This is a genomic window from Hirschia baltica ATCC 49814, from assembly GCF_000023785.1.
Classification (GTDB): Bacteria; Pseudomonadota; Alphaproteobacteria; order Caulobacterales; family Hyphomonadaceae; genus Hirschia; species Hirschia baltica.
In genome coordinates, this window is the sequence record NC_012982.1 from 82,173 (window position 1) to 104,670 (window position 22,498).

The window sequence follows — 22,498 nt, forward strand, 5'->3', positions numbered from 1 at the left end:
AACGTTCGCTTTGCTTAACTAATCTTAAGTTTCTAGCAGGTGTAAGATGAGTTTCAAATATAATTTAAAGTGAGGAACGCAATTTTGCGTGATAATTGTGGATTTGTCTGGAAAAACGCCACATTCTATCCTATATTAGTCTTTAATTGCTTATCTATAGCCTCTTCAACATAGACAAAAGGTGTTTAATGTCGAACTTTCCATATTCACAAAATGCAGGTGCTGGCGCAGCTGATATGTCCGTTGATGCGGGCCTACGAAGCTTCATGCTGGGCATATACAACAAAATGGCACTCGGCCTTGTTATTTCTGCTGTTTTGGCAATGGTCGTTGGAACAGTGCCGGCTGTAACAGCTGTCGTATTAGGCACACCATTATATTATGTCGTGGCTTTTGGGCCTCTGGCTATTCTGTTTGGTTCATCTTTCATGATGAAAAATCCATCTCCAACAGGAACAGCAGTCGTTTACTGGTCTGTTGTTGCACTTCTTGGTATGGGCATGGGTGCGTTGGTTTACCGTTATGCTGGCATTCCTGATGGTTTCACCACTGTTGCTAAAGCGTTTTTCGTAACAGCGACAGCTTTTGGTGGTCTTAGCTTGTTTGGATACACAACGAAGAAAGATCTTTCAGGCTTTGGTACATTCCTGATCATGGGTCTGATCGGTATTATTATCGCTTCTATCGTCAACATGTTCATGCAGTCATCTATGATGAGCTTCATTATCTCTGTTGGTGGTGTGCTAATATTTTCAGGTCTAACAGCATATGACACACAGCGCTTGAAGCACACATATTACGCGCTAGGTGGAGATTCGCGCTCTATGGCAGTTGCGACAAACTATGGTGCATTGAGCCTGTATTTGAACTTCATCAACTTGTTCCAGTTTATTCTGGCATTGATGGGCGGCGGCGACGATTAAGTCTTTAAGCCTAACGAATTTGAGAAAGCCCTTATCGCAAGATAGGGGCTTTTTTATTGGAACTGGCTTTTTGTTTGAGCGTCGAATCAGTTTTGTCCCCGATTGGGGGTAAGGTTGTCGTAAAGATGATCTTCGTTCACTTCGTCGTAAATACAGTATCGGATCAAAGCTGCGTTAATAACCATGAAGATGATTTAACCTAATAAACAATTTTTTACTCGATTTTTTACACTCTCCCCCTTTTCAAATCAGGTGATTCACCCCACATTAACCATGTCAGACAAGCTGAGAAGTAAACGGCTTCGGACCCAACAGCCCCCCAGCCCCCCGTGGCCAATCGTTCCAAGTTTGTCTGACACTTTCCCACAAAATTTGAGTTGTTTACGCTAATGTCACACCATTGAGTCCTGCGAGTGTGATATATATAAAAAATTGAAATGCAGTGACTTCTTTGCTTAATGCGCGACGCAGGTTATCAGTCTATAGTCTAGAGACTCGATTATGGTTGAGCGTGAAGATCGGAGACTATCTTTTGAACTTGTTGAAGATTGATCGTCTGGCAAAAGCTTATGGCGTGGGCGCGAGCAAAAAGCACGCAGTGAGAGGCGTTTCCTTTACCGTACAACAAGGAGAGGTGGTTGCCTTTCTTGGTCCCAATGGTGCAGGAAAATCAACGACGATGCGGATGATATCTGGTTATTTGGAACCCGATAGCGGTGATGCATTTATCGCGGGCGCATCAATTTGTAATGAACGTGAAAACGCGCAAATTGCTTTGGGTTATCTGGCTGAAGGCGCGCCGCTTTATGGCGACTTAACAGCACGCGGATTTTTGCAGTTTCTGGCGGGTACGCATGGCTTATCTGCATCTCAAACACGCTGGGCGCTAGACCGTGTGATTAATGATGCGCGTATTGAAAGCGTGATAGATCGCTCGATTGATACACTATCTAAAGGGTATAAACGCCGAGTTGGTTTGGCTGGTGCGATTATTCATGATCCGCCAGTATTGGTGTTGGATGAACCAACGGATGGTCTTGATCCGAATCAGAAACGGGCTGTGCGGTCCTTGATTGCGCGTATGTCGAAGGACAAAGCTATTTTGATTTCAACACACCAGCTTGATGAGGTTCAAGCTATGTGTTCGCGCGCGCTTGTCATTGATGCGGGAAAGATCGTTGCGGATGATACGCCTGCCGGGCTTGTTGAAAATTCGGTTGCGCATAATTTGGAAGATGCTTTTACGCTTCTCACACATGAGGAGAGTGTTCGCTCATGAATGATCTATCCTCCACATCATCTGATATACATTCGCGCATGAGTTCAGGCTCACGTCGCCGCGCTGCCATTGCGGCGATAACATCTGTGTTTGCGCGAGAATTACGAGCTTATTTCTTCACGCCTTTGGCCTATGTATTTATTGCTGTTTTTCTATTGTCACTGGGCGCTTTTACATTTGAAATTGGTCGGTTTTTTGATACCAATAGAGCCGATTTAGCACCATTTTTCTTTTTCCATCCATGGCTTTATTTGGTCTTTCTACCAGCAGTCACAATGAGGTTGTGGGCTGAGGAAATTCGGTCTGGAACATTGGAATTATTGCTGACATTGCCTGCGCCTGTTTGGGCGCTGACGGTTGGTAAATTTTTAGCAGCTTGGACAGTTGCCGGTGTGGCTTTGGTTTTGACGTTTCCTATGTGGATTTCTGTCAATTATCTTGGATCTCCCGATAATACTGCGATCTTGTTGGCCTATTTGATGAGCTTCATGATGGCGGGTGGATATGTTGCATTAAGCTCTGCATTATCGGCTTTGGCGGGTAATCAGGTAGTTGCTTTTGTGTTGGCAGTGACGATCGGCTTCATATTTACTGTTATGGGATTGCCACTTGTTGCGTCTGGCCTATCGGATTTGTTGGGTGCTGGTGTGGCTGAAGGTGCGAGAAGCTTTTCATTTCTGACGCATTTTGAGGCGGCCCAACGCGGCGTATTGGAAATTAGGGCTTTGTTTTTCTATGCCGGATTCATTGTCCTTTGGCTCACATTAAACACGCTTTGGATATCAAGCCGGAGGGCTGGATAAGACATGAACACGAAGCAGTTTACTATTGCCTTGAGCGCATTCGCCGTCGTCATATTTGGCGGGTTAAACATTGCCTCGCAAAACTGGTTGTCTGGCATACGCGCCGATATGACGGAAAATGATTTATACACACTCTCTGACGCTGCAAAAAAAGTTGCTTCTTCACTGGCGGAACCTGTTGAGCTTCAATTTGTGTATTCAAGACGTCTCGCAGCTGATTATCCGGCTATTCGAGCGTATGGTGCGCGTGTGCGTGAATTGCTTGCTGAGATATCTGCGCGCTCTGGCGGCGATGTGATTATCAAAGAGATAGATCCAGAAGCTTTTTCTGATGAAGAAGAGCGCATTATTGATGCAGGTGTACAATCAACACCGACTGAATCAGGCGATCCGCTTTATCTGGCAATCGTTGGCCGAAATTCTGTGGATGATCAAATTGTCATTCCATATCTTGCGCCGGAGCGCGAAGCTTTGCTGGAATATGATTTGGTGAAACTTATTTCCCAGCTTGATGATCCTGCGCCGCCACGTATTGGTATTTTGACAAGCCTTATCGACATGGCAGGAACTGGCCAATCGCAATCTGATTATTATGTATTGCGAGAATTGGCGCGCAGTTTTGAGATTGTGCAGATTGCACCCGATTTTGTGGCATTGCCCAATGATCTTGATGCATTGATGATCGTGCATCCTCCCAAATTATCACCGCGTCAGCAATATTTGATCGAGCAGGGCATATTGCGCATTGGACGCGCTATTATAGCACTGGACCCCACTTCAAAAGCTTCGGTAGCTGCACGTGGCAGACGGGCGCAAGTGTCGTCTTCATTGGGGCGCGTAGAAGGAATGCTAGGGTTAGCGCCAATTGACGAGGTCGTTATTGATAAACAGCTTGGATTGCCGGTTGAGCGGATCGAAGATGGTCGACGATTTGTTGAAGTACAGCCACTATTCATTGCGCCGCCACGTGTCCAAATGTCGGGTGATGATCCTATTACAGCTGATTTGACGAGGGCTATTAATTTTGGTGCGGCAGGTGCTCTCAGTGTGACGCCTGAACCTGGGGCGGACTTTGTTCCATTGGTATGGACAACGCCTGAGGCGATGATGATTGGTACGCAGATTGCGGGCAAGGAAGTTACGCCAAGAGAGCTTCTCAATAATTATGCTGCCTTAGGTGTCTCTCAGCCGCTTATTGGTCGGTTGACGGGCGAATTAACCAGTCGCTTTACCGATGATATCCCGCCTTTGGTGATACCTAAAGATCCTGTGCTGGCGGCATTGGTAAATGATCCTGAAACCCAACATCAACATTTAGAAAAATCTGTCCAATCTGTTGATATTATTCTTATTTCTGACACGGATATTTTCGATGACACTTTTTATGTGAGCCCCAATGGCGGCGCGCCGGTTGCCGATAATGCGGTGTTTGTCATGAATGCTCTGGATAATCTTTCTGGTTCTGATGCGCTCGTCAATCTTCGATCACGTGCACCATCTGCGCGCCCGATGACACGTGTAAATAAAATGCGGGATGAAGCGCGGGAACGCTTGTATGAGGAGCAGGAAATTCTACAGCTTCGTTTAAAGCAAACAGAAGCGCGTTTGAATGAGTTGCGCGCTGCGGGTGCCGGAGGCGGATTGCTTTCTCATAGTGGTGATTTTGATGAGGTAGATCAGGCTGAAGCTGAAGAATTAACGCGATTTAGAGGCGAGGCTATCGAAATTCGTCAGCGCTTACGAGAAGTGGAACGTGAATTTAGAGCAGACATTGATTTGCTGTCAGGTAGATTGGTGCTGTTCAATGTCTGGCTGCCGCCAGCTGCTATCATTTTGATCGGTTTCCTCGTGGTTGGATGGCGAAACCGTAGCAAGGGAAGAAGTCGCTAATGGCAAATGCAAAAAAACGCACTCATTTGCTGGCAGGTACGGGGTTGGCTGCGCTTACAGCAATTGCTCTGGGGATTATTTCAGGCGTTAATTTTGGTAATTCTAAGCAGCACGATAAGATTGGCGAAGTTGTGCTTCCTAAATTTGAAGCAGATGTCACCGCTGCTGAAGAAATAAAGGTGACGACACAAGATGGCGAGTATCATTTAAAACGGGAAGGGCAGGAATGGTATTTGGAAGAACGTGGCCGCTATCCCATCCGCATTGAATCCATTGCTGACCTATCTGAAGCTTTAGCATCTATGACTTTTAGTCGTCAGATGACAGTTGACCCTAAAAAGTTTGATCGCCTTGGTTTGGGAGATCCATTTAAAGACGGCACAGGCGCATTGATGCAAGTTTCTGACATTGATGGCAATTTATTAGTAGATATGGTGGTCGGTTTTAAAAACGGATCTGCTTATATTCGTAAACCTCAAGAAGATCAGACTTGGGCTGTCGCGGCGAGTGTTTTTCCGCCATTGCAAAACCCTGCTCGTTGGTTGGATCTAGATGTTTTGCAAATTGGTCCAGAAGATATCGCTAAGGCTGAAATAGAGTTTCCAGACGGTACTGGATATGCGTTGCGTGTTCGATTTGATGCACCGGGGCGATTTGAACTCGATAAACCATTTGAAGAAGCATTGTTGATTTCTGACTTTGCACCAAATCCACCTGCATTGGCTTTGTCACGGTTTTCGCCACTTGATGCTGTGCCGCGTGAGATGATGGAAGGAGAATTGGTTGCGGTTCATCGCACTATCACCCATTTAGGGCTGGTTATCGAAGCTGAGCTTTTCAAAGGAAACAATAAATACTGGGTTGTTTTCTCTGAGTCTCTTCAGGTTGAAAGAGATGAAACGATTGCTCAATTAGATGAGATAGAAAGCAAAGTCGCTGGTTGGGCTTTTGAAATTTCACGTATGGATTTCAATATTATGACGACCCCGATAGAAGATATCGCGGTCGCGCCTTAGCTTAGGTGTTGTTTTCAAAACCTGAATTATCTGGATATGTTATGGCACCCAATACTTCACCATGATTGGGGTGTTGGAAAATTATCGCGCAGCTTTCAATACAGTGTGCATTCAACTTGCCGCCATTGGCGGGTAATGTCCCTGCTGAAACAAGATCGGTGACGCGGTTATGATAGACCATAGTTTTATTGGAATTTTGACCCGAAGTTGGGGTTGCATAGGTTTTTCCCGGTATAAAATCGACGACCCATATTTCCAACTCGGATTTGTTTCCTGCTACGCTTAATTGGTTGCCATTATATTGAATGGACATTGGATTAGGCGTGTTTGCAACTTCATCAAGTCGGCGTTCCATGTTCTTTTCTTTTACAGCAGAACAATGCTTTGTGCCGTTAAAAATCGTTTGAGGTGTGTAAGGTCCGCGTCTGCCAAGTTGAACATTCATCGCTTCATGACGGTTTGAAAAAGCTTTTTTAGCGAATGAATCTTTCCACCCCATAAAGTCCCAAATACCAACAGGGAAAGTCACAGCTATGACGTCATTTGTACCAGCGAATTCGGCAAATTGTTCATTGGCTTTGGGGCATCTTGGACATGCTTGACTGGTGTATAATTCAACAAATGGCTGCAAAGGTGTGGAATGAGTTGGGTTTTTATTTTGCGCTGCTGGGGCGCTGAGATTTTGCGCATAGCTAGGGGCAGATAGCAATAAAAACGAACTCAAAAAGGAGATGGGAAGAAGGGAAAGTATTTTCATGATCCATTATATACAACAAAGTTTCCGCACACGCTAATCAAGACTATGTGAGTGAATGGTGAAAGCTACTCTATGTTTAGTAAAAAAGCCCCTTCCAACGTTAGAAGAGGCTTTAAAACTATATTTAATATTTACGCAAGTGCGATATATTATTAGGTCTCTGCCAAGTTTCTAAGAACATAATGAAGGATACCGCCATTACGGAAGTATTCTAGCTCGTTTTCAGTATCTATGCGGATTAGTGCTTCGACTGTTTTCTCGGTTCCGTCAGCAAATTTAATGTTTACCGCAATATTTCCACGTGGCGTGATGTTGGCTACGTTTTCAATTGTTACGATTTCATCGCCTGTCATACCAAGATCAGCCCAACCTTGGCCTTCTGGCATTTGCAGTGGGAGTACACCCATACCGATCAGGTTGGAGCGGTGAATACGCTCAAACGATGAAGCACATACAGCACGCACACCAAGAAGGAGCGTCCCTTTTGCTGCCCAGTCACGCGAAGATCCTGTTCCGTAAAGTTCACCCGCAAAGACAACCAGTGGAACGTTTTCTTCTTTGTATCTCATACAAGCGTCGTAAATATCCATCTGCTCGCCGGATGGGAAGTGCTTTGTCACACCGCCTTCAGTGCCCGGTAGCATCTGGTTTTTGATACGAATATTGGCAAATGTCCCACGCATCATCACATCGTGATTACCACGGCGCGCGCCATAAGAGTTAAACTCTGTGACGGGGACACCTTTTTCTGCAAGGTAGCGCCCAGCTGGACTATCGGCTTTGATATTACCTGCTGGAGATATGTGGTCCGTGGTGATTGAGCCACCAAATAGTCCCATAATGCGAGCATTTATAACATCACCTGGAGCTTCAGGTGTCATTGTCATGCCCTCAAAATAGGGAGGGTTTGCAACGTAAGTGGATTCCGGCCAGCTATATGTGTCGCTCCCAGAGACTTCAACAGCCTGCCAGTGCTCATCTCCTTTGAACACGTCGCCATAACGCTTTTCAAACATTTGCGCGGTCACACAAGAGCGGACTGTTTCTGCGATTTCTTTTGAGCTTGGCCAGATGTCTTTTAGATAGACCGGCTCATTATCGTCGTCATATCCGATCGGGTCTCTGGTGATGTCCACATTCATGGAACCAGCCAATGCATAAGCGACAACCAAAGGCGGAGATGCTAGGTAGTTTGCACGTACATCTGGATTGATGCGCCCCTCAAAGTTACGGTTTCCCGATAGGACGGATGTTGCCACAAGGTTTTTAGATTGGATCGCGTCAGAGATTTTCTTCGGCAATGGCCCTGAATTTCCGATACAAGTGGTACAACCATAGCCAACAAGGTTGAAGCCGAGGGCATCAAGGTCTTTTTGGAGGTCGGCTTTTTTCAGGTAATCGGTGACAACTTGTGACCCAGGTGCAAGAGAAGGTTTGACCCAAGGCTGAACTTGTAAGCCTCTTTCAATTGCTTTGCGTGCAACTAATCCAGCAGCAACAAGAACTGATGGGTTGGAGGTGTTCGTACAAGATGTGATCGCAGCAATCACAACATCACCATGACCGATTGAGTATTCTTCGCCTTCAACCTTAGCCCGTTTTTGAGCATCTGCATCAACTTCGCCAAACTCTTTTCCAAGAGTGATCGCAAATGAGTCTGCAGCTTCATCAAGCGCTATGCGGTCTTGTGGACGTTTCGGCCCAGAAATAGACGGACGCACTGTCGAGATATCAAGTTCAAGTGTGTCTGTGAAGCTCGGTTCAAGGTCCGTGCGGAACATGCCTTGCGCTTTTGTGTAAGCTTCTACAAGTGCGATTTGGTCATGTTCGCGGCCGGTGGTGTCTAGGTATGTTAGTGTTTCAGCATCGACTGGGAAGAAACCACATGTGGCACCATATTCTGGAGCCATGTTTGCAATTGTTGCTTCATCTTCCAATGACAAATTGGAGAGGCCTGGCCCAAAGAATTCAACAAACTTACCGACAACGCCTTTGGCGCGAAGCATTTCAACCACTGTTAACACAAGATCTGTGGCTGTTGTGCCTTCTGGAAGTGAACCGGAAAGTTTAAATCCAATGACTTCAGGAATGAGCATAGAAACGGGCTGGCCAAGCATGGCTGCCTCAGCTTCGATACCACCAACACCCCAACCAAGCACAGAGAGTGCATTTACCATTGTGGTGTGGGAATCTGTACCAACACATGTATCAGGGTAAGCTATATCTACGCCATCTTCGTTCTTCGTCCATACGGATTTGGCGAGGTATTCAAGGTTTACCTGATGACAAATACCAGTGCCGGGGGGCACGGCGCGGAAGTTTTCAAATGCAAACTGACCCCATTTGAGGAATTCATAACGCTCTTTATTGCGTTCATATTCGCGGGCAACGTTTTGATCAAAAGCTTCTGGTGTACTAAAATAGTCAACCATAACTGAGTGATCGATTACAAGATCAACAGGAACTTGAGGGTTGATCGCAGTGGCTTCTGAGCCAAGCATTTTGGCGGCGTCACGCATAGCAGCAAGATCAACAACTGCCGGTACACCAGTGAAATCTTGCATCAACACGCGCGCGGGTCGGTATGCAATTTCGTGGTTTGCAGAACCTTTATCGTCTAACCAAGCAGCAAAGGCTTTGATGTCTTCTGCTTTAACAGTTGTCCCATCTTCGTTACGAAGTAGGTTTTCCAACAATACTTTTAGAGAAACAGGAAGTTTTGATACGTCTCCAAGGCCGTTCTCGGAGGCAGCAGGTAAACTATAATAAACATATTTTTTGCCGTTTACATCAAGTTCGCGGCGAGATTTAAAGCTATCTAGTGATGGCATTTATAGTAATCCTTCCAGACAATGAGGTGAAAGGGTCGCGGGTGATTTTTAACCCCCGTCCGTATAGTGTATGTTTTTGTTAGCCTAGCAAACAGATTATCGCAATTCGTGAAGCTGTGACTTTATAGGAATGGTAGAAAAAAAATGGAGAAGTTGATAACCGTTTGCAAAGTGGGCGCTACCAGAGGCTATCGGACACTTTTTTACGATTTATCATTTTCGGTAAATGCTGGTGAAATTCTTGAATTACGAGGTGAAAATGGTTCGGGGAAATCGACATTGCTTCGTATTTTGGCGGGTTTAACCCGTCCAGATTCTGGTAGTATTGATTATTCTATTGGGGATTCATCATCACAAAATCCGTCTTTCTACCCAGTGCATTTCCTTGGGCATCAGGATGGTATTAAAGCGCAAGAGAGTGTTGAGGCGCAGATAGTGTTTTGGACCAAATTTTTTGGTGAAGATGTTTCTAAAGTGAGGCCGGCACTTGAAAGAGTTGGTTTATGGAAGCGTCGAGATGTACCGGGGCGCGGATTATCGGCTGGTCAAAGGCGGCGGCTTTCACTTGCGCGGCTACTTGTCAGTTATCGTCCTATTTGGTTACTCGATGAACCCCTCGCGGCTCTGGATAGTAAAGGCCAAGATATCGTTTTGGAGATGATGGAAGAGCACACACAAAAAGGCGGCTCTGTTATCGCAGCGATGCATGGTGAGGGTTTTAAAAACGCGCGGACCATCAATATTTGCGCGCCGTCAAAAGCGGAATTTAAAGCCAATCAGCTTCTGGATGATCTAATATGAATCAAACAGAGAAAATGACTTCGGCGGTTTTGCTCCCCTTATTTTTTAGAGAGTTGCGATTGGCGTGGTCTGGCGGTGGTGGTGCGGCTTTGCCGGTTGGTTTTTATGCAGGTGCAGCCACGCTTACACCATTAGCGCTAGGACCTGCAGCTGATTTATTGAGAGCGGCAGGGCCGGGTGTTTTGTTTATCTCATTGGCTTTGGCGAGTTTGCTTCCGATGGAGCGACTTTTTCAAGCAGATCTGGAAGATGGGACACTTGATGTCGTGGCGTCTTCTGGTGTCAGCATGACGGGAGTTGCGCTCGCTAAAACTATGGCGCACTGGATGGCCTCAGGTTTACCGCTCGCGCTGATTGCGCCTTTGTTGTGGGTGATGTTGCAAGGGCCAGGAAATGCTGCCTTGCATGTCTTGGGTGTATCCATTCTAGGTGGGCTAGCATTTTTCTTTATTGGATCAATTGGAGCTGCTTTAACAGCAGGTGTGAGGCGAGGCGGTCTGCTTATCGCACTTGTCGCATTGCCACTCTATGCACCAGCGACAATATTTGGTGCATCAACGCTCTATGCGGTAGCTGATGGACGTGATTGGACAAGTGCAATGGCGCTCTGTGGAGCATGTGCATTGGCGGCGATTGCATTGGGGCCATTTGCTGCCGGTGCCGCATTGAAAACTGCGTTAGATTAGGGATAAGTACGATTTATGATTTCTACATTTGCTAATCCGCACAAATTTATGGAAACGACGCGTCTCGTTGGTCCGATTATGTTGACACTTGCCATTCTCGCATTAGGCGTTGGCGTCTATAATGGCTTGTTTGTTGCGCCAGCAGATTATCGCCAAGGTGATGCTGCGCGTATCATGTTCATTCACGTACCTGCAGCGATGATGTGTATGGGCGCATATACATTTATGGCGGGTGCGAGTTTATCATCCTTGATTTGGAAACATGCGCTTGCTGATATCGCAGGAAAATCTGCCGCGCCAATTGGGGCTGTGTTTACCGCTATATGCCTGATAACGGGGAGTTTATGGGGAAAGCCGATTTGGAATACATGGTGGGAATGGGATGCACGCTTAACATCAGTATTGGTGCTGTTCTTTTTATATCTTGGATATATCGCTATCTGGTCGGCCTTTGAAACACAGCAAAAGGCAGCGCGCGCGGCGGCAATTTTATGTCTCGTCGGCGCTGTTAATTTGCCAATTATCAAATGGTCCGTGAATTGGTGGACGACATTGCATCAAAAAGCATCCATTCGATTATCAGATGACTGGACAGAGAAATTGACCAAACCTTCTGAGATCATTCATTCTGAATTGCCTGAACCATTTTTAAGTCCATTGCTAATTGTTCTTGTTGGATATGGATTATTGTTTGGGGCTTTAACGATAATGAATATGCGCGCTGAGATTTATGCGCGTCGCTCTGAAGCGTTGATTCAACGTCGATATGCAAATGAGGAAGAATGATGGATAAGTATGCGCCATTTGTGTGGGCTTCCTACAGTATTGCTTTGAGTTTGCTGGGGCTTGTTAGTTTGTTTGTTGTGGTTCGCTTAGCAAAGGCTAAGTCGCGTCATGCACGTTTAAAGGCGGAAGAGACGCAATGAAACGTGCAATCTATATATTGCCGATTGTTTTGCTGCTTGTTTTGGCAGTTTTGTCCGTGGTCAAATTAGGGCAAGTTGGCGAACCAAAATCTGATCTATTCAAAGGCAAAAACCGTCCTGCACCAGAGATAGTTTTAACCACCTTGGATCAATCAGAATTTCGATTGGCGGATGAGCTTGGCAAACCGGTCATCGTGAATTTGTGGGCCACTTGGTGTTTGCCGTGTAAGTTAGAGCATCCTTATCTTATGGAAATGTCTAAACAGGTATCCATTGTAGGGATTGCCTATAAAGATGATTCAGACGCTATCCAAACAATGCTGAAGGTGGATGGGAATCCGTTTTCAGTCGTGGCTTTGGATGGAGATGGTATGGCGGGGCTAGACCTTGGTGTGAATGCTGTCCCTGAAACATTTCTTATTGATGGCGATGGAATGATTGTGCGTCAGCACAGGGGGCCATTGAGCAGAGAAGAAGCGGATGCATTTATCGCGCAATATCAGACATTAAGAGAAGCAGGTCAGTAGGTTTTCTCAGGTAGTAACGCAGTGGTTTGCGTCATCAAAAATTCTATTTCTTCTTGCCTGACTTGCCGGAAGTCTTTTTTTTTGACTTCTTTTTCTTCGATTTTTTGCGTTTTCCCATAACTTCCGCCAGATCAAAATCATCATCAGCCGCGCCCGCTAGCAAGGTCAGGATGGACAAAAAAGCCTTGCGTTTATTTTTGGGAAGTGAGTGAAGCAGTGCTTTATCGACGGTTTGCATGGCAGGCATTGCCTCGTCTAAGGCTTCCCGTCCAAGCGTCGTCAGAGACACAGACTTGGCGCGTGCATCACCTTCGGCTGCAACCCGCGTGACAAGGCCGCGTGTTTCCATGCGCGCTATCATGTCTGCAAGTGTTGAGCGGTCTATTCCTGTTGCATTCACGAGGTCAGACTGGCTTAACCCTTCTTTTTCAGCGACAGCAGCCAGCACAACAGATTGGCGAAGCGTGACATTGTCGGCCATACCCAGATCTGTGAATATTTCAGTGGCTAATTGTTGAGAACGACGCAATAAGTGCGCCGGTGACTCACTGAGTTTGAACGTTGAATCTTCTTCAGCTTTCACTTCTTCTGCAGACATCGGCCTCACCGTTCTGAAAGATCAGGTAAAATGAAATTTCTTTCATCCGTTGTCTGACTACATATTCAATGCAGTTTAGGCAAATGAAGGTTTCGTGTCACTTTTACTAGAATAGGCAAAAGAAAGCGCAGAATTCACGCGTCTAGTCTAGAAAAAGAGCTCAAATCAATTGCCATTTTCGGCCTTGTCTCTTGTTCCCATAATATCGTCATGGGAGTGTTTGACGAGATAAGGCATGTTGGCGAGCATGAATATGAAAGTGGCAGGCATGACTAGAAACAGTTTTGCGTTTGCCCAGAAATCCTCTGACTGCGTTCTCCACAATACTTCATTGAGTATCGCAAGAAAGATGTAGAAAAAACCCCAACGTATGGCGAATGTCTTCCACGCATAATCTGGTAGGTTAAATGCATGCTGGAATGCGATTTTCCATACATTCTTACCCATCGCCAAACCACCAAAAATTAATCCGGCAAATAATAAATTGATGATGGTTGGTTTGTAATACGCAAACTCAGGGCTTTGTAGAAAAATCGTTAGGCCACCAAACACAGTCACGATGACACCTGTGACGATGAGCATTGGGGAAATTTTTTCTTTCTTGAAAATCGTCCAGCCAATAACGGCAAGGATAGCCACCATGAAAGAACCTGTACTCCAATAGATTGCGGTTTCTTTTGAGAAAAGGCTGCCATCATCGGGGAATTTTCGCGCAACATTATAAACAACAACAAAGAAAAGGACGGGGCCAAGTTCCCGCCATATGGAGGTGGCTTTTTTCTTTGGCACCTCTGCTTCAGCATTTGCTGGGGTGAGGGGAGCGGCGTTAGTTGTTTCTGAATCTGTCATGGATGTTGATATGGCCTTGTTGAAGTCGCGTGTCACTATTCGTCAGTTTTATTTTTACGATGATAACTGGAATATGGTTCAATTTATTGTGTTGCGTTTTTCCGGTCTTTCAATGCTTTGATGAGGTCTTTGGCACCTGCTGCGTTTAAAACGATAGCGAGTACGCCATAGATGATTCCGCCAACAATTGCTTTTAACATCAATTCAGGAAAACCACCTATTTGCGGCAGAATATAGACTATACTAGCCATTCCAGCGCAGGCGATTGCGATTAATACTATGTCTTTCATCGGAACTGGAAGCGGAATGAAACGCCTGCCGACGCCCATAATGATGATCAAAGCGACGCCATAGCAGATCACAGTTGCATAAACGGCTCCCATCAAACCCATTTTTGGTAATAGGATAATATTGAGGATGACATTCAATATGGCGGGGATCAGCATTAGGCTCGCACGGAGGGCTGTTTTTCGGGCAAGTTGGAAGGATTCTGAGAAATAATAAATGACCAATCCATTCATCAATCCGGCCAAAGCGATCCACGGAATGGTATGTTTTGCTTGATCGCGTAATTCTTCACCAATCATGAATTGAGCTAAAGGTTCAGCAACCATAGCCAAACCAGTCGCCGCAGGAAATGCTATTAGCATTAACATGCGGATCATTGCTTTGCCCGGTTCTTCAATACCGTTTAGTCCATGTTTTTCATAGCTTTCCATAAGTAGAGGTGCACCGGCCATAGCGCCCCACATGCAGAGTAAACGAATAGATTGATCTGATACGCCATATCCGGCGGCATAGGCTCCCACGGCGGCGTTATCAATGAAGTACGCGATGAGAAAACGGTCACTCGCGCTTAAGGCTATCTCCAACAAAAGTGCGAGGGCGAGGGGCATTCCATAAGCAAAATATCGCTTGGCGCGAACCATTTGAAATGAGCCGTCTTTTGACTCTTTCCAGAGGAAAAGCCCCTGCACGCTGGCAAATATGACCCCGCTGAGAGCAAGGCCCATGAAAGGCGCTGCTGCACCTGCATCTGTTTGGGAAGCAAAGTAAAGCCCGCCACAAAAGCCAGTCAGAGCATGAGCGATGCTGACTTTCGCAAATCTTGAAACTTGCTGGCGGGCTTTGTGTATTTCTAAACTCATCTGGATGATAGAAAGGCACGGCATCGACAAGGCAAGCCAGATGATTGCAGCCTGCATATTGGGGTTATTCTCGGAGGCCATCCAACCGCAAGCCACAATTAATAAGGCTGGGATGAGACTGAAAAGCGCTAGATATATAGATGTACGAATATGGTCATTCATACCACCTTTGGATTGGGCCTCACCAGCAAAGCGATAAGCGGCTGCTTCTGTCCAAGTCAGAGTCGTGGTGTGAGATGCTGACATGATGGTGAGGACAAGTGCATAGCTTCCATATCCATCATCACCTAAAAGGCGTGTGAAGGCATAGACGGCACCAAAAGAGACAAGGCCTTGTATGACATTTACAGGAAGGTAGCCAAATAGGTGACGCCAGATCATCTGTTATATTTGTTCCTAAAACTGTCTATTCTAAGTGTCTCGTTAGACTGGCTATAGAAAGAGACTTGTAAATACAATCTTTCTTAGCTGCCGACTTGAAAAAGAATGAGTCCTGTAACCAATGCAATTGCAGCGAACAAACGCCTAAGTCCTGAGCCTTCTTTAAGCATTCTCCAACCGATGATCGCCGCGAATACAACAGATGTTTCTCTCAATGCGGATACAAAAGTGACATTGGCGAAGCTAAAAGCGTATAGCGTCATACCAAACGAAAATACAGCGGAGGCACCGGCAACTGCGCCAAAGCGCCATTTTTGCTTGAAGCTAGTAATGTAGCTGCCCTTGCGGACCCATATGGTGGCAGTTGTGATTAGGATGGCATCCAGCAAGAACAGCCAGACAATAAATGTGAATGGTGATGGTGCAGCGCGTACGCCCTGAGCGTCTATGACATTGTATAAAGCGATGCAGCCACTGCATGCTACAGCCCATATAAGGGCTGCTTTTCTGCGCTTTGGATCTTCAGATGTCATTTTGCTTGTGGGGAGTGCAAAAATGATTGTCGCAGCACTTGCGAGAATTAGGCCTGCGATTGAGAGGGGCGTATAGCTGTCTTGGAGTATGAAATAGGCTGCAATTGCAGTTATTAAGGGGGCACCGCCTCGCATTATAGGGAAGACTAGCGAAAGGTCACCGCGTGTCAGGGCACGGATTAATGTTGTTTGATAAAGCGCATGTGCGGGTATGGAAATCGCAAGGATCATCCAAGTTTCTTTATTGGGCAGTGGTACAATGAAGGCAAATGGTAGAACAATCAGCATAGCCGAAGCTGACATTGTCGCGCGCGACATTAAGACATCACCAGATGCTTTTACAGAGGCATTCGCTATAGCAAGTGTGATTGCGGCCCCAATGCCAAGACAGATTGCAAAAAGCGTTTCTGACACTATTGCTTCGTCACGTCATCGCTAAGGCCGACAAGAGCATTGGCAAATGCTGATGCTGAGAACGGGTGTAGATCTTCGGCCTTTTCCCCGATACCAACAAAGTGGATGGGTAGGGCATGCTTGTCGGCAATTGCCACCAGAACACCCCCTTTGGCTGTTCCATCTAGTTTTGTCATAACAAGGCCTGTGACGCCGGCTGTGTGCTTGAAGGCTTCGACTTGAGACAGTGCGTTTTGACCCACTGTTGCATCAAGTACGAGGATGACTTCGTGTGGTGCAGTGGGTTCAATCTTACGAATTGCTCTCACGACTTTGGCAAGTTCGTCCATAAGTTCTGTGCGATTTTGCAGTCTTCCTGCTGTATCAATGAGGACTAAGTCTCGATTTTCTGTGGTTGCTTGTTTAACCGCGTCATAGGCTAGTCCAGCAGAGTCTGCGCCATCTGGGCGAGACAGGAATCCGGCATTTGCGCGCTCGGCCCAAACCTTTAATTGCTCGACGGCGGCGGCGCGGAATGTATCGCCGGCGGCAAGCAATATGTTTGCGCCTTGCGCGGATAATTTACTGGCTATTTTTCCGATGGTCGTTGTTTTACCAGATCCGTTGACGCCAACAAAAAGCACAACGCGCGGAGAGGGGCCGTCGGATAAATCGAGGATTTCCTCACGTGGTTTGAGGACGTTTGTGATTTCTTGGGCGAGGGCTTGTTTGATTTCTTCGTCGGTGACTTCTTTATCGAAACGATCCTTGCGAATGTTATCACACACACGCATGGCCACGCTTGCACCCAAATCGGAGGAGATAAGCAAATCTTCCAATTCTTCGAGGGTGTCATCATCAAGTTTTTTCTTGGTGAAAACTGAAGAGATGCCGTCGGCAAGTTTGGAGGAAGAGCGTTGAAGCCCTTGTGTCATTCGCGCAAAAAAGCCGGGCTTTTTTGTTTCAGCCATAGGGCTGATGTCGTCCTGCGCTGGCGCTTCAAGAGGCGCGGCAACAGGCAGATCAGGCGTGACGTCTAATGTTGAGGAGGCTTCCGTATTATCAGCACTATCTGAGCCGTCCTTTGGGTTTTCAGTGATGTCATAAGCGGGTGTATCTTCTTCAAATGTGTCCTCAGCGAGCGCTAAAGCTGCTTTGGTTTCATCTTCAGAGATGGCTATGTCGGGCGTTTCAGTTTCAGATGGTGTTTCTACTGCTTCGGGAGTATCATCAATCGTTGCTTCGGCTACTGTTTCTGGTTCTGCATCCAGCAGGGTGGTGTTTTCGGATAAAGATGGGCTCTCACCGGCTGGTTCTTTTATGGGTACAGATAGCTCCGTGTTTGAAGCATCTGAAAACACTGCGTTTTTATCATCGAAATCTGATGATGATTCGGTTTCTTGTGTTTCTGATGAAGTGGGCTCTAAACTTGATGGTACAGATTGTTCTGTATTATCTGGCGTTTTGTTTGGTTCAAAATCATCATCGTCTCTGAAAGGTGCGTCAGAAACAATAGCGTCTTCATCATAAGGGTCTTTGAAATAGTTTTCGACATCAGCTTTGACTTCAGCATCAATTGCAGCGTCTTCTTCCTCTTTTTTCTTGGAACCGAATAAGCCGCCAAACAGGCCTTTTTTCTCGTTTGCTTTTTCTTCTGCAAGAATATTGAGGACATCTTCAGCTGTTTCAATCGCGGGAGTTGGCGCGGCTTCAGCTTCAATCCCCGCGTCTTGAGGCGGGTTGGGTTCGATTGGCGTCTCGCCATTGTCCGCTTTTTTCTTTTTCTTACCGAACCAGAGGATCATAGCAAACGTCCTATTAAGTCTTTGTCATCGCGTGAGTGAATGTCTAAAGTGACCACACTACCAGGTTTGGGCGCATCCCCTTCTATCCGAATGGGTGCAAAATCAGGTAGGCGCGCGCGGCCTCCCATTTCAACTAAAGCGTCTTGGGTTGTTCCGACATGGCGGTCAAGTCTCAGCAGGAGACGTTCCTGACCTTTGTCGCGAAGTTGAGCGGCGCGATCTTTAATGATTTCACCATTCAATTGCGGAATTCTCGCGGCTGGTGTGCCCGGGCGCGCTGAATAAGGGAAAACATGCAGATAGTCTAATCCGCATTCATCGACACATGCCATTGTATTGGCAAACATCTCGTCAGTTTCAGTTGGAAAACCTGCAATCAAGTCAGCACCAAAAGAAATTTCTGGTCTTGCAGCGCGCAAGCGTTGGCAAAGATTGATGGCATCTTCGCGGGAATGGCGCCGTTTCATCCGCTTCAATATCATATTGTCACCGGACTGGAAGGACAGGTGAAGATGCGGTGCGATGCGTTTGTCATGGGCAATCAGGTCAAAGAGCTGATCGTCTATTTCAATGGCATCAATAGAAGAAAGGCGGAGTTGCTTCAGGTCCGGTGCTAGCTTTAAAATACGCGCGACAAGATTTCCAAGGTTTGGCGCATTGGGAAGGTCTGCTCCCCATGATGTGAGATCAACACCTGTTAAAACGACTTCATAATGGCCCTTGGCGACAAGTTGTCTGACTTGGTCCACAACTTCTCCGGCAGGGACAGAGCGCGAATTTCCGCGGCCATAGGGAATGATGCAGAAAGTGCAGCGATGATCACAGCCAGTTTGAACCTGCACAAATGCGCGGGCGCGACCTTCTAATCCATCAACCAAATGCCCCGCTGTTTCCGTAACCGACATGATGTCGTTTACGACGGCTTTGGGAGCTGTTTCATTGAGCAAGTTTGCAGGCTGGAATGTCTCTGCCTGCATTTTTTCATTATTACCGATGACGCGCGTGACTTCGGGCATGTTGGCAAACATGTCAGGATCCACTTGAGCGGCGCAACCGGTGACGATGATGGGGGTGTCAGGACGATCTTTGCGCGCACGCCGGATTGTCTGACGTGCTTGGCGAACTGCTTCATTTGTGACTGCGCATGTATTGACGATAATTGCATCATTCAAACCTGCATCCGAGGCATGATTGCGCATCACCTCACTCTCATAGGAGTTGAGGCGGCAGCCAAGGGTTAAAATATCAACGCCATTTGCTTCTTGTGTCTGCTTTTCATCAAGTGATGGAGCAGGATTAGACAAATTGACGTTTATATTTGTGCCGGAAGAGGAGCTTGTCTCAGTCATTGGCCCCTAAATGCGCGTCAATGCGGGATTTTGCAAGGGGGAGAGGCATAGATATAGATAGGTGGAAACTCTCTTTGGGGGCTGAACATGGTGGCGGGTCAGATCCAGAAAAGCGAAATATTGGTGTTTAATTAGAAGTTCTAGCTTGCATCGCGAAAACTATTATATATTTGTTATGTTATAATATAACAAAATTGGATTTAATACTTATGATGAATGTCGCGCGTTTAGATGCTGTTGCAATTGGGTTATCAGGAGTTTGTGTCATTCACTGTTTGGCACTTCCGGTTTTGGTGGCGTTTATGCCGGTTTTTAGTCAGTTTTCAGAAGCGGAATGGGTCCATAAATTTCTTGTTCTTCTAGCGTTGCCTATATCTGGATTTGCAATATTTCGATCCTCTTCGCAGCCAAGCAAAGCTCTTTTTATTACGCTTGTTTCTGTTGGAGGCCTGTTATTGTTTAGTGGAGCTTTTATAGAAGCGTTTCATCAGATTGAAGTCGTTTTGACGCTGCTTGGTGCGTTAACGCTGTCTTTGGCGCATTTAATCCGTTGGCGGCATTCACATTTGAAACCTGAGTAAGAATGCCGACCCTTAGGACATGGTGGACTTGTTTGTTCTAACTCACCACATGGCGTAAGCGCAGGAAGTGTTCGTCCCAGCCTTTGTCATGGGCTTGAGCCATGCTGAACGAAGCGTCTTCAACTAGTTCAAAGCCTGTGTGAACGAGGGTGAGGAGGGTGCCGCCTTCAATTTCTGTCAGTGTCCATGTGCAGACTGTGTTTTTTTCCTGAAGCATGGGGTGGGTGAATGTGTGGACGAGTTTGTTGGGGGCATCGCTGAGCAATACCTCTCCCCAGATGATGGCATCGCCTTCTTTACCGATAGAATTCGATACAATTTTATACTCACCTCCCTCGACCAAATCACTGCCGGCATTGTGAAACCAAGTGGCGAGAAGGTCGGTTTGTGTCAGGAATTTCCAGACATGCTGAGGCGGAGCTTTCAGGATGATTGTCTTGGTCAGCGATAATTCAGTCATTTGGGGTCTCCACGGCTTTTTTGAGTAGGGCTAGGCGTTCATCCCAGAACTTATCGAAGTGATTGATCCATTCTGCGGCTGTTTTTAGTGATTGTGGGTTGAGGTGATTTATGCGTTCACGGCCGTTTTCAACGACGGTAATAAGGTCGCCTTCTTTGAGGATTTTCAGATGTTTGGCGATGGCAGGGCGGCTCATCTCAAATGAGTCTGCAATCTCACTGATTGGGCGCTCACCTTCAGCAAGCATTGAGATAATAGCGCGTCGCGTTGGATCAGCGAGGGCACGAAAGACGGGTTGGTAGGTGTCAAATTGCATAAAGTAAAACCTTTCGGTTTCATATATACAGAACCAAATGGTTTCACGTCAACCCGGCAAGCATAAAAAATGCGGGCACGTGAAATATGCCCGCATTCTTGGTTGATTTTGTGAAATGTTTGAAATGGGCTAGCGTTGTGGGCGTTTACCGCGTTCTTCGCCTTTACCGCCAGATCTTCCTTGGCCGTTACCGCGATCTTGCATGCTGGGCATTCTTACGATGAGTTCTGCGCGGCTAAGCAATCCGTTTTTGTCTTTATCGAGAAGATCAAAATTTCGGCGAAGACAGGTTTCAAATTCGAGTTGAGAAATAGAACCACTTAGATCTGTGTCAAAGCCGATAAAGCTAGGCATGGCTTCTGCGCTGCCAAGATGGGTTATCGCCCAAGTTTGGTAGCCAAAACTGCGCAATTCTCTGCCAGCTTCCAAGCCGATATTGGCCCATTGGGTTGTTGTGAAATCATTCATTTCAACGATAGATGTCATGCCGTCTTGATCTTTATCCATGCTGACAAACAGAAGAGATATAGGTTGGGCGACATAGCCCATCATGGATAGATTGCCTTGTTGAGGGCCGCCGCGTCCGCCGCCTCTTTCTGGTGGTTTATTGGAGGCACAAGAAGCAGCAAATAACAGGCTGCTGGCTAAGGTAAGTTTTGCGATCGTTCCAAGTTTTAAATCAAACACGTCTAAAGTCTCTCAATTGGCAAAAGATTGCCCCCGATATTATCCCGAATTGATAATACGGTTTGAGTGAGAGATATCCGTCGAAATGATTATCTAAAAACGGGCGCTGATGCCGGGGCGCTGATTTCTGCTTGGCGTTCTAATTCGATTGGGCCGGTCATGATGACGTGGTCATCTTTCTCGCGCCAATCTATGTGCAGGTCTCCGCCATCGACAAACACTGTGCATGAGCGGTTGAGTAGGCCTTTGCGTACGCCTGCCACAACAGCAGCGCATGCGCCTGTGCCGCAAGCTTTTGTGAGCCCAGCATCGCGTTCCCAGACGCGTAAGCGAATGCAATCTCTTCCAAGCACTTGGGCAAATCCGACATTGGCTTTTTCAGGGAACATCATATGCCCTTCAATGAGGGGGCCAATACCTACCACATCCACGGCATCAAGTTCATCTACGAAGAATACACAATGAGGATTGCCCATATTCACTGCGCCGGGCAGTTGGAGATAGGGCGCATCAATCGGCCCGATCTTAACATCTATGCCGCGCGTATCCATGCGTTCGGCCAAGGGAATTTCTTCCCATTTTAAAAGGGGAGAGCCCATGTCGACAGAGATCATTGTGTCGCCATTTCCGTGACGTGTGGCGATGAGTAGTCCAGCTTCGGTTTCGATTTTAATTGTATCGCGATTGCGTTCGCGCATCATGATCCAGCCAACACAGCGAGATACGTTTCCGCAAGCGGCCACTTCGCTACCTGTATTATTCCAGATACGCATAAAAATATCACCGCGCATGGAATTTTCTAGGGATACAACTTGATCAGCATTTGCGGATTTAGCGATGCGTCTTACAGCTTCTGCTGAGAGGCGTAATTTCTCTCCGCGTCCGTCTAGAATAGCGAAAGCATTTCCACACCCATTCATTTGGTAATATTTCATCGGACGTACTTTCGATAGAATTGG

At 46.6% G+C, this 22,498-nt stretch carries 23 protein-coding genes; 11 read left to right on the plus strand and 12 right to left on the minus strand.

What is annotated here, in order from left to right; genetic code table 11:
- Window positions 1-188: 188 nt before the first annotated feature.
- The 5 genes from HBAL_RS00435 (at window position 189) to HBAL_RS00455 (ending at window position 5,911) form a co-directional block, all read left to right on the plus strand.
- Window positions 189-923, plus strand: coding sequence for a Bax inhibitor-1/YccA family protein (locus tag HBAL_RS00435; RefSeq protein ID WP_012777946.1), 735 nt, complete (start codon window positions 189-191; stop codon window positions 921-923).
- Between the two features lie 511 nt (window positions 924-1,434).
- Window positions 1,435-2,202: an ABC transporter ATP-binding protein gene (locus tag HBAL_RS00440; protein ID WP_233356784.1), complete on the plus strand. Its 768-nt coding sequence runs from the start codon at window positions 1,435-1,437 to the stop codon at window positions 2,200-2,202.
- On the plus strand, window positions 2,199-3,005 hold the full coding sequence (locus HBAL_RS00445; RefSeq protein ID WP_012777948.1) for an ABC transporter permease subunit: 807 nt from the start codon (window positions 2,199-2,201) through the stop codon (window positions 3,003-3,005). The genes HBAL_RS00440 and HBAL_RS00445 overlap by 4 nt, the downstream gene beginning before the upstream one ends.
- Window positions 3,006-3,008: 3 nt before the next feature.
- Window positions 3,009-4,895: a Gldg family protein gene (locus tag HBAL_RS00450; protein WP_012777949.1), complete on the plus strand. Its 1,887-nt coding sequence runs from the start codon at window positions 3,009-3,011 to the stop codon at window positions 4,893-4,895.
- Complete coding sequence (locus HBAL_RS00455; protein WP_012777950.1) at window positions 4,895-5,911, plus strand: DUF4340 domain-containing protein; 1,017 nt, start codon at window positions 4,895-4,897, stop codon at window positions 5,909-5,911. The genes HBAL_RS00450 and HBAL_RS00455 overlap by 1 nt, the downstream gene beginning before the upstream one ends.
- Window position 5,912: 1 nt before the next feature.
- Here the strand turns inward: HBAL_RS00455 and HBAL_RS00460 are convergent, their stop codons facing one another.
- Entirely contained in the window at window positions 5,913-6,668 is a 756-nt protein-coding gene (locus HBAL_RS00460) for a DUF1223 domain-containing protein (protein ID WP_012777951.1), read from the minus strand.
- A 152-nt stretch (window positions 6,669-6,820) separates the two neighbouring features.
- Window positions 6,821-9,499: an aconitate hydratase AcnA gene (gene acnA / locus HBAL_RS00465; protein WP_012777952.1), complete on the minus strand. Its 2,679-nt coding sequence runs from the start codon at window positions 9,497-9,499 to the stop codon at window positions 6,821-6,823.
- Between the two features lie 144 nt (window positions 9,500-9,643).
- Here acnA and ccmA point away from each other — a divergent pair, with 144 nt between their 5' ends.
- From ccmA to HBAL_RS00485, 5 genes are read left to right on the plus strand one after another with little or no spacing between them, the layout of a single operon-like run.
- Window positions 9,644-10,300 (plus strand): heme ABC exporter ATP-binding protein CcmA, encoded by a 657-nt coding sequence (gene ccmA / locus HBAL_RS00470; protein ID WP_012777953.1) that lies wholly within the window; start codon window positions 9,644-9,646, stop codon window positions 10,298-10,300.
- Window positions 10,297-10,986: a heme exporter protein CcmB gene (ccmB, locus tag HBAL_RS00475; RefSeq protein WP_012777954.1), complete on the plus strand. Its 690-nt coding sequence runs from the start codon at window positions 10,297-10,299 to the stop codon at window positions 10,984-10,986. Before ccmA ends, ccmB begins: the two co-directional genes overlap by 4 nt.
- Window positions 10,987-11,001: 15 nt before the next feature.
- The gene (locus HBAL_RS00480; RefSeq protein WP_012777955.1) at window positions 11,002-11,772 is read left to right on the plus strand and encodes a heme ABC transporter permease; all 771 of its coding nucleotides are present in this window, start codon (window positions 11,002-11,004) and stop codon (window positions 11,770-11,772) included.
- Complete coding sequence (locus tag HBAL_RS16540) at window positions 11,769-11,912, plus strand: heme exporter protein CcmD (protein ID WP_149037336.1); 144 nt, start codon at window positions 11,769-11,771, stop codon at window positions 11,910-11,912. Before HBAL_RS00480 ends, HBAL_RS16540 begins: the two co-directional genes overlap by 4 nt.
- Complete coding sequence (locus tag HBAL_RS00485) at window positions 11,909-12,439, plus strand: DsbE family thiol:disulfide interchange protein (RefSeq protein WP_012777957.1); 531 nt, start codon at window positions 11,909-11,911, stop codon at window positions 12,437-12,439. The genes HBAL_RS16540 and HBAL_RS00485 overlap by 4 nt, the downstream gene beginning before the upstream one ends.
- Window positions 12,440-12,482: 43 nt before the next feature.
- On the opposite strand, the gene HBAL_RS00490 is transcribed toward HBAL_RS00485, so the two are convergent.
- The 6 genes from HBAL_RS00490 to mtaB form a co-directional block, all read right to left on the minus strand.
- Window positions 12,483-13,037, minus strand: coding sequence for a MarR family winged helix-turn-helix transcriptional regulator (locus tag HBAL_RS00490; RefSeq protein WP_012777958.1), 555 nt, complete (start codon window positions 13,035-13,037; stop codon window positions 12,483-12,485).
- Window positions 13,038-13,202: 165 nt separating this feature from the next.
- Window positions 13,203-13,886 carry an inner membrane-spanning protein YciB gene (locus tag HBAL_RS00495; protein ID WP_012777959.1) on the minus strand — a complete coding sequence of 228 codons (684 nt, stop codon included), beginning with the start codon at window positions 13,884-13,886 and terminating at the stop codon, window positions 13,203-13,205.
- 83 nt (window positions 13,887-13,969) lie between these two features.
- Complete coding sequence (locus HBAL_RS00500; RefSeq protein WP_012777960.1) at window positions 13,970-15,415, minus strand: lipopolysaccharide biosynthesis protein; 1,446 nt, start codon at window positions 15,413-15,415, stop codon at window positions 13,970-13,972.
- Window positions 15,416-15,498: 83 nt separating this feature from the next.
- The gene (locus HBAL_RS00505; RefSeq protein WP_012777961.1) at window positions 15,499-16,362 is read right to left on the minus strand and encodes a DMT family transporter; all 864 of its coding nucleotides are present in this window, start codon (window positions 16,360-16,362) and stop codon (window positions 15,499-15,501) included.
- Window positions 16,362-18,146: a signal recognition particle-docking protein FtsY gene (gene ftsY, locus HBAL_RS00510; RefSeq protein WP_083773102.1), complete on the minus strand. Its 1,785-nt coding sequence runs from the start codon at window positions 18,144-18,146 to the stop codon at window positions 16,362-16,364. The genes HBAL_RS00505 and ftsY overlap by 1 nt, the downstream gene beginning before the upstream one ends.
- Window positions 18,143-19,495 carry a tRNA (N(6)-L-threonylcarbamoyladenosine(37)-C(2))-methylthiotransferase MtaB gene (gene mtaB / locus HBAL_RS00515; RefSeq protein ID WP_083773103.1) on the minus strand — a complete coding sequence of 451 codons (1,353 nt, stop codon included), beginning with the start codon at window positions 19,493-19,495 and terminating at the stop codon, window positions 18,143-18,145. The genes ftsY and mtaB overlap by 4 nt, the downstream gene beginning before the upstream one ends.
- 209 nt (window positions 19,496-19,704) lie before the next feature.
- Here mtaB and HBAL_RS00520 point away from each other — a divergent pair, with 209 nt between their 5' ends.
- Complete coding sequence (locus tag HBAL_RS00520; RefSeq protein ID WP_012777964.1) at window positions 19,705-20,076, plus strand: MerC domain-containing protein; 372 nt, start codon at window positions 19,705-19,707, stop codon at window positions 20,074-20,076.
- Between the two features lie 37 nt (window positions 20,077-20,113).
- Here the strand turns inward: HBAL_RS00520 and HBAL_RS00525 are convergent, their stop codons facing one another.
- From HBAL_RS00525 to dapF, 4 genes are all read right to left on the minus strand, one after another.
- Window positions 20,114-20,536, minus strand: a complete 423-nt coding sequence (locus HBAL_RS00525; protein WP_012777965.1) for an SRPBCC family protein — start codon at window positions 20,534-20,536, stop codon at window positions 20,114-20,116.
- Window positions 20,529-20,852: an ArsR/SmtB family transcription factor gene (locus HBAL_RS00530; protein WP_012777966.1), complete on the minus strand. Its 324-nt coding sequence runs from the start codon at window positions 20,850-20,852 to the stop codon at window positions 20,529-20,531. The genes HBAL_RS00525 and HBAL_RS00530 overlap by 8 nt, the downstream gene beginning before the upstream one ends.
- A 129-nt stretch (window positions 20,853-20,981) precedes the next feature.
- The gene (locus HBAL_RS00535) at window positions 20,982-21,539 is read right to left on the minus strand and encodes an EF-hand domain-containing protein (protein ID WP_012777967.1); all 558 of its coding nucleotides are present in this window, start codon (window positions 21,537-21,539) and stop codon (window positions 20,982-20,984) included.
- An 89-nt stretch (window positions 21,540-21,628) separates the two neighbouring features.
- Window positions 21,629-22,474: a diaminopimelate epimerase gene (gene dapF, locus HBAL_RS00540; RefSeq protein ID WP_012777968.1), complete on the minus strand. Its 846-nt coding sequence runs from the start codon at window positions 22,472-22,474 to the stop codon at window positions 21,629-21,631.
- Window positions 22,475-22,498 lie beyond the last annotated feature (24 nt).

Coding starts and splice junctions, on each gene's coding strand:
- HBAL_RS00435 (WP_012777946.1), top strand. CDS start 189: ATGTCGAACTTTCCATATTCACAAAATGCAGGTGCTGGCGCAGCTGAT.
- HBAL_RS00445 (WP_012777948.1), top strand. CDS start 2,199: ATGAATGATCTATCCTCCACATCATCTGATATACATTCGCGCATGAGT.
- HBAL_RS00450 (WP_012777949.1), top strand. CDS start 3,009: ATGAACACGAAGCAGTTTACTATTGCCTTGAGCGCATTCGCCGTCGTC.
- HBAL_RS00455 (WP_012777950.1), top strand. CDS start 4,895: ATGGCAAATGCAAAAAAACGCACTCATTTGCTGGCAGGTACGGGGTTG.
- HBAL_RS00460 (WP_012777951.1), bottom strand. CDS start 6,668: ATGAAAATACTTTCCCTTCTTCCCATCTCCTTTTTGAGTTCGTTTTTA.
- acnA (WP_012777952.1), bottom strand. CDS start 9,499: ATGCCATCACTAGATAGCTTTAAATCTCGCCGCGAACTTGATGTAAAC.
- ccmA (WP_012777953.1), top strand. CDS start 9,644: ATGGAGAAGTTGATAACCGTTTGCAAAGTGGGCGCTACCAGAGGCTAT.
- ccmB (WP_012777954.1), top strand. CDS start 10,297: ATGAATCAAACAGAGAAAATGACTTCGGCGGTTTTGCTCCCCTTATTT.
- HBAL_RS00480 (WP_012777955.1), top strand. CDS start 11,002: ATGATTTCTACATTTGCTAATCCGCACAAATTTATGGAAACGACGCGT.
- HBAL_RS16540 (WP_149037336.1), top strand. CDS start 11,769: ATGATGGATAAGTATGCGCCATTTGTGTGGGCTTCCTACAGTATTGCT.
- HBAL_RS00485 (WP_012777957.1), top strand. CDS start 11,909: ATGAAACGTGCAATCTATATATTGCCGATTGTTTTGCTGCTTGTTTTG.
- HBAL_RS00490 (WP_012777958.1), bottom strand. CDS start 13,037: ATGTCTGCAGAAGAAGTGAAAGCTGAAGAAGATTCAACGTTCAAACTC.
- HBAL_RS00495 (WP_012777959.1), bottom strand. CDS start 13,886: ATGACAGATTCAGAAACAACTAACGCCGCTCCCCTCACCCCAGCAAAT.
- HBAL_RS00500 (WP_012777960.1), bottom strand. CDS start 15,415: ATGATCTGGCGTCACCTATTTGGCTACCTTCCTGTAAATGTCATACAA.
- ftsY (WP_083773102.1), bottom strand. CDS start 18,146: ATGATCCTCTGGTTCGGTAAGAAAAAGAAAAAAGCGGACAATGGCGAG.
- mtaB (WP_083773103.1), bottom strand. CDS start 19,495: ATGACTGAGACAAGCTCCTCTTCCGGCACAAATATAAACGTCAATTTG.
- HBAL_RS00520 (WP_012777964.1), top strand. CDS start 19,705: ATGATGAATGTCGCGCGTTTAGATGCTGTTGCAATTGGGTTATCAGGA.
- HBAL_RS00525 (WP_012777965.1), bottom strand. CDS start 20,536: ATGACTGAATTATCGCTGACCAAGACAATCATCCTGAAAGCTCCGCCT.
- HBAL_RS00530 (WP_012777966.1), bottom strand. CDS start 20,852: ATGCAATTTGACACCTACCAACCCGTCTTTCGTGCCCTCGCTGATCCA.
- dapF (WP_012777968.1), bottom strand. CDS start 22,474: ATGAAATATTACCAAATGAATGGGTGTGGAAATGCTTTCGCTATTCTA.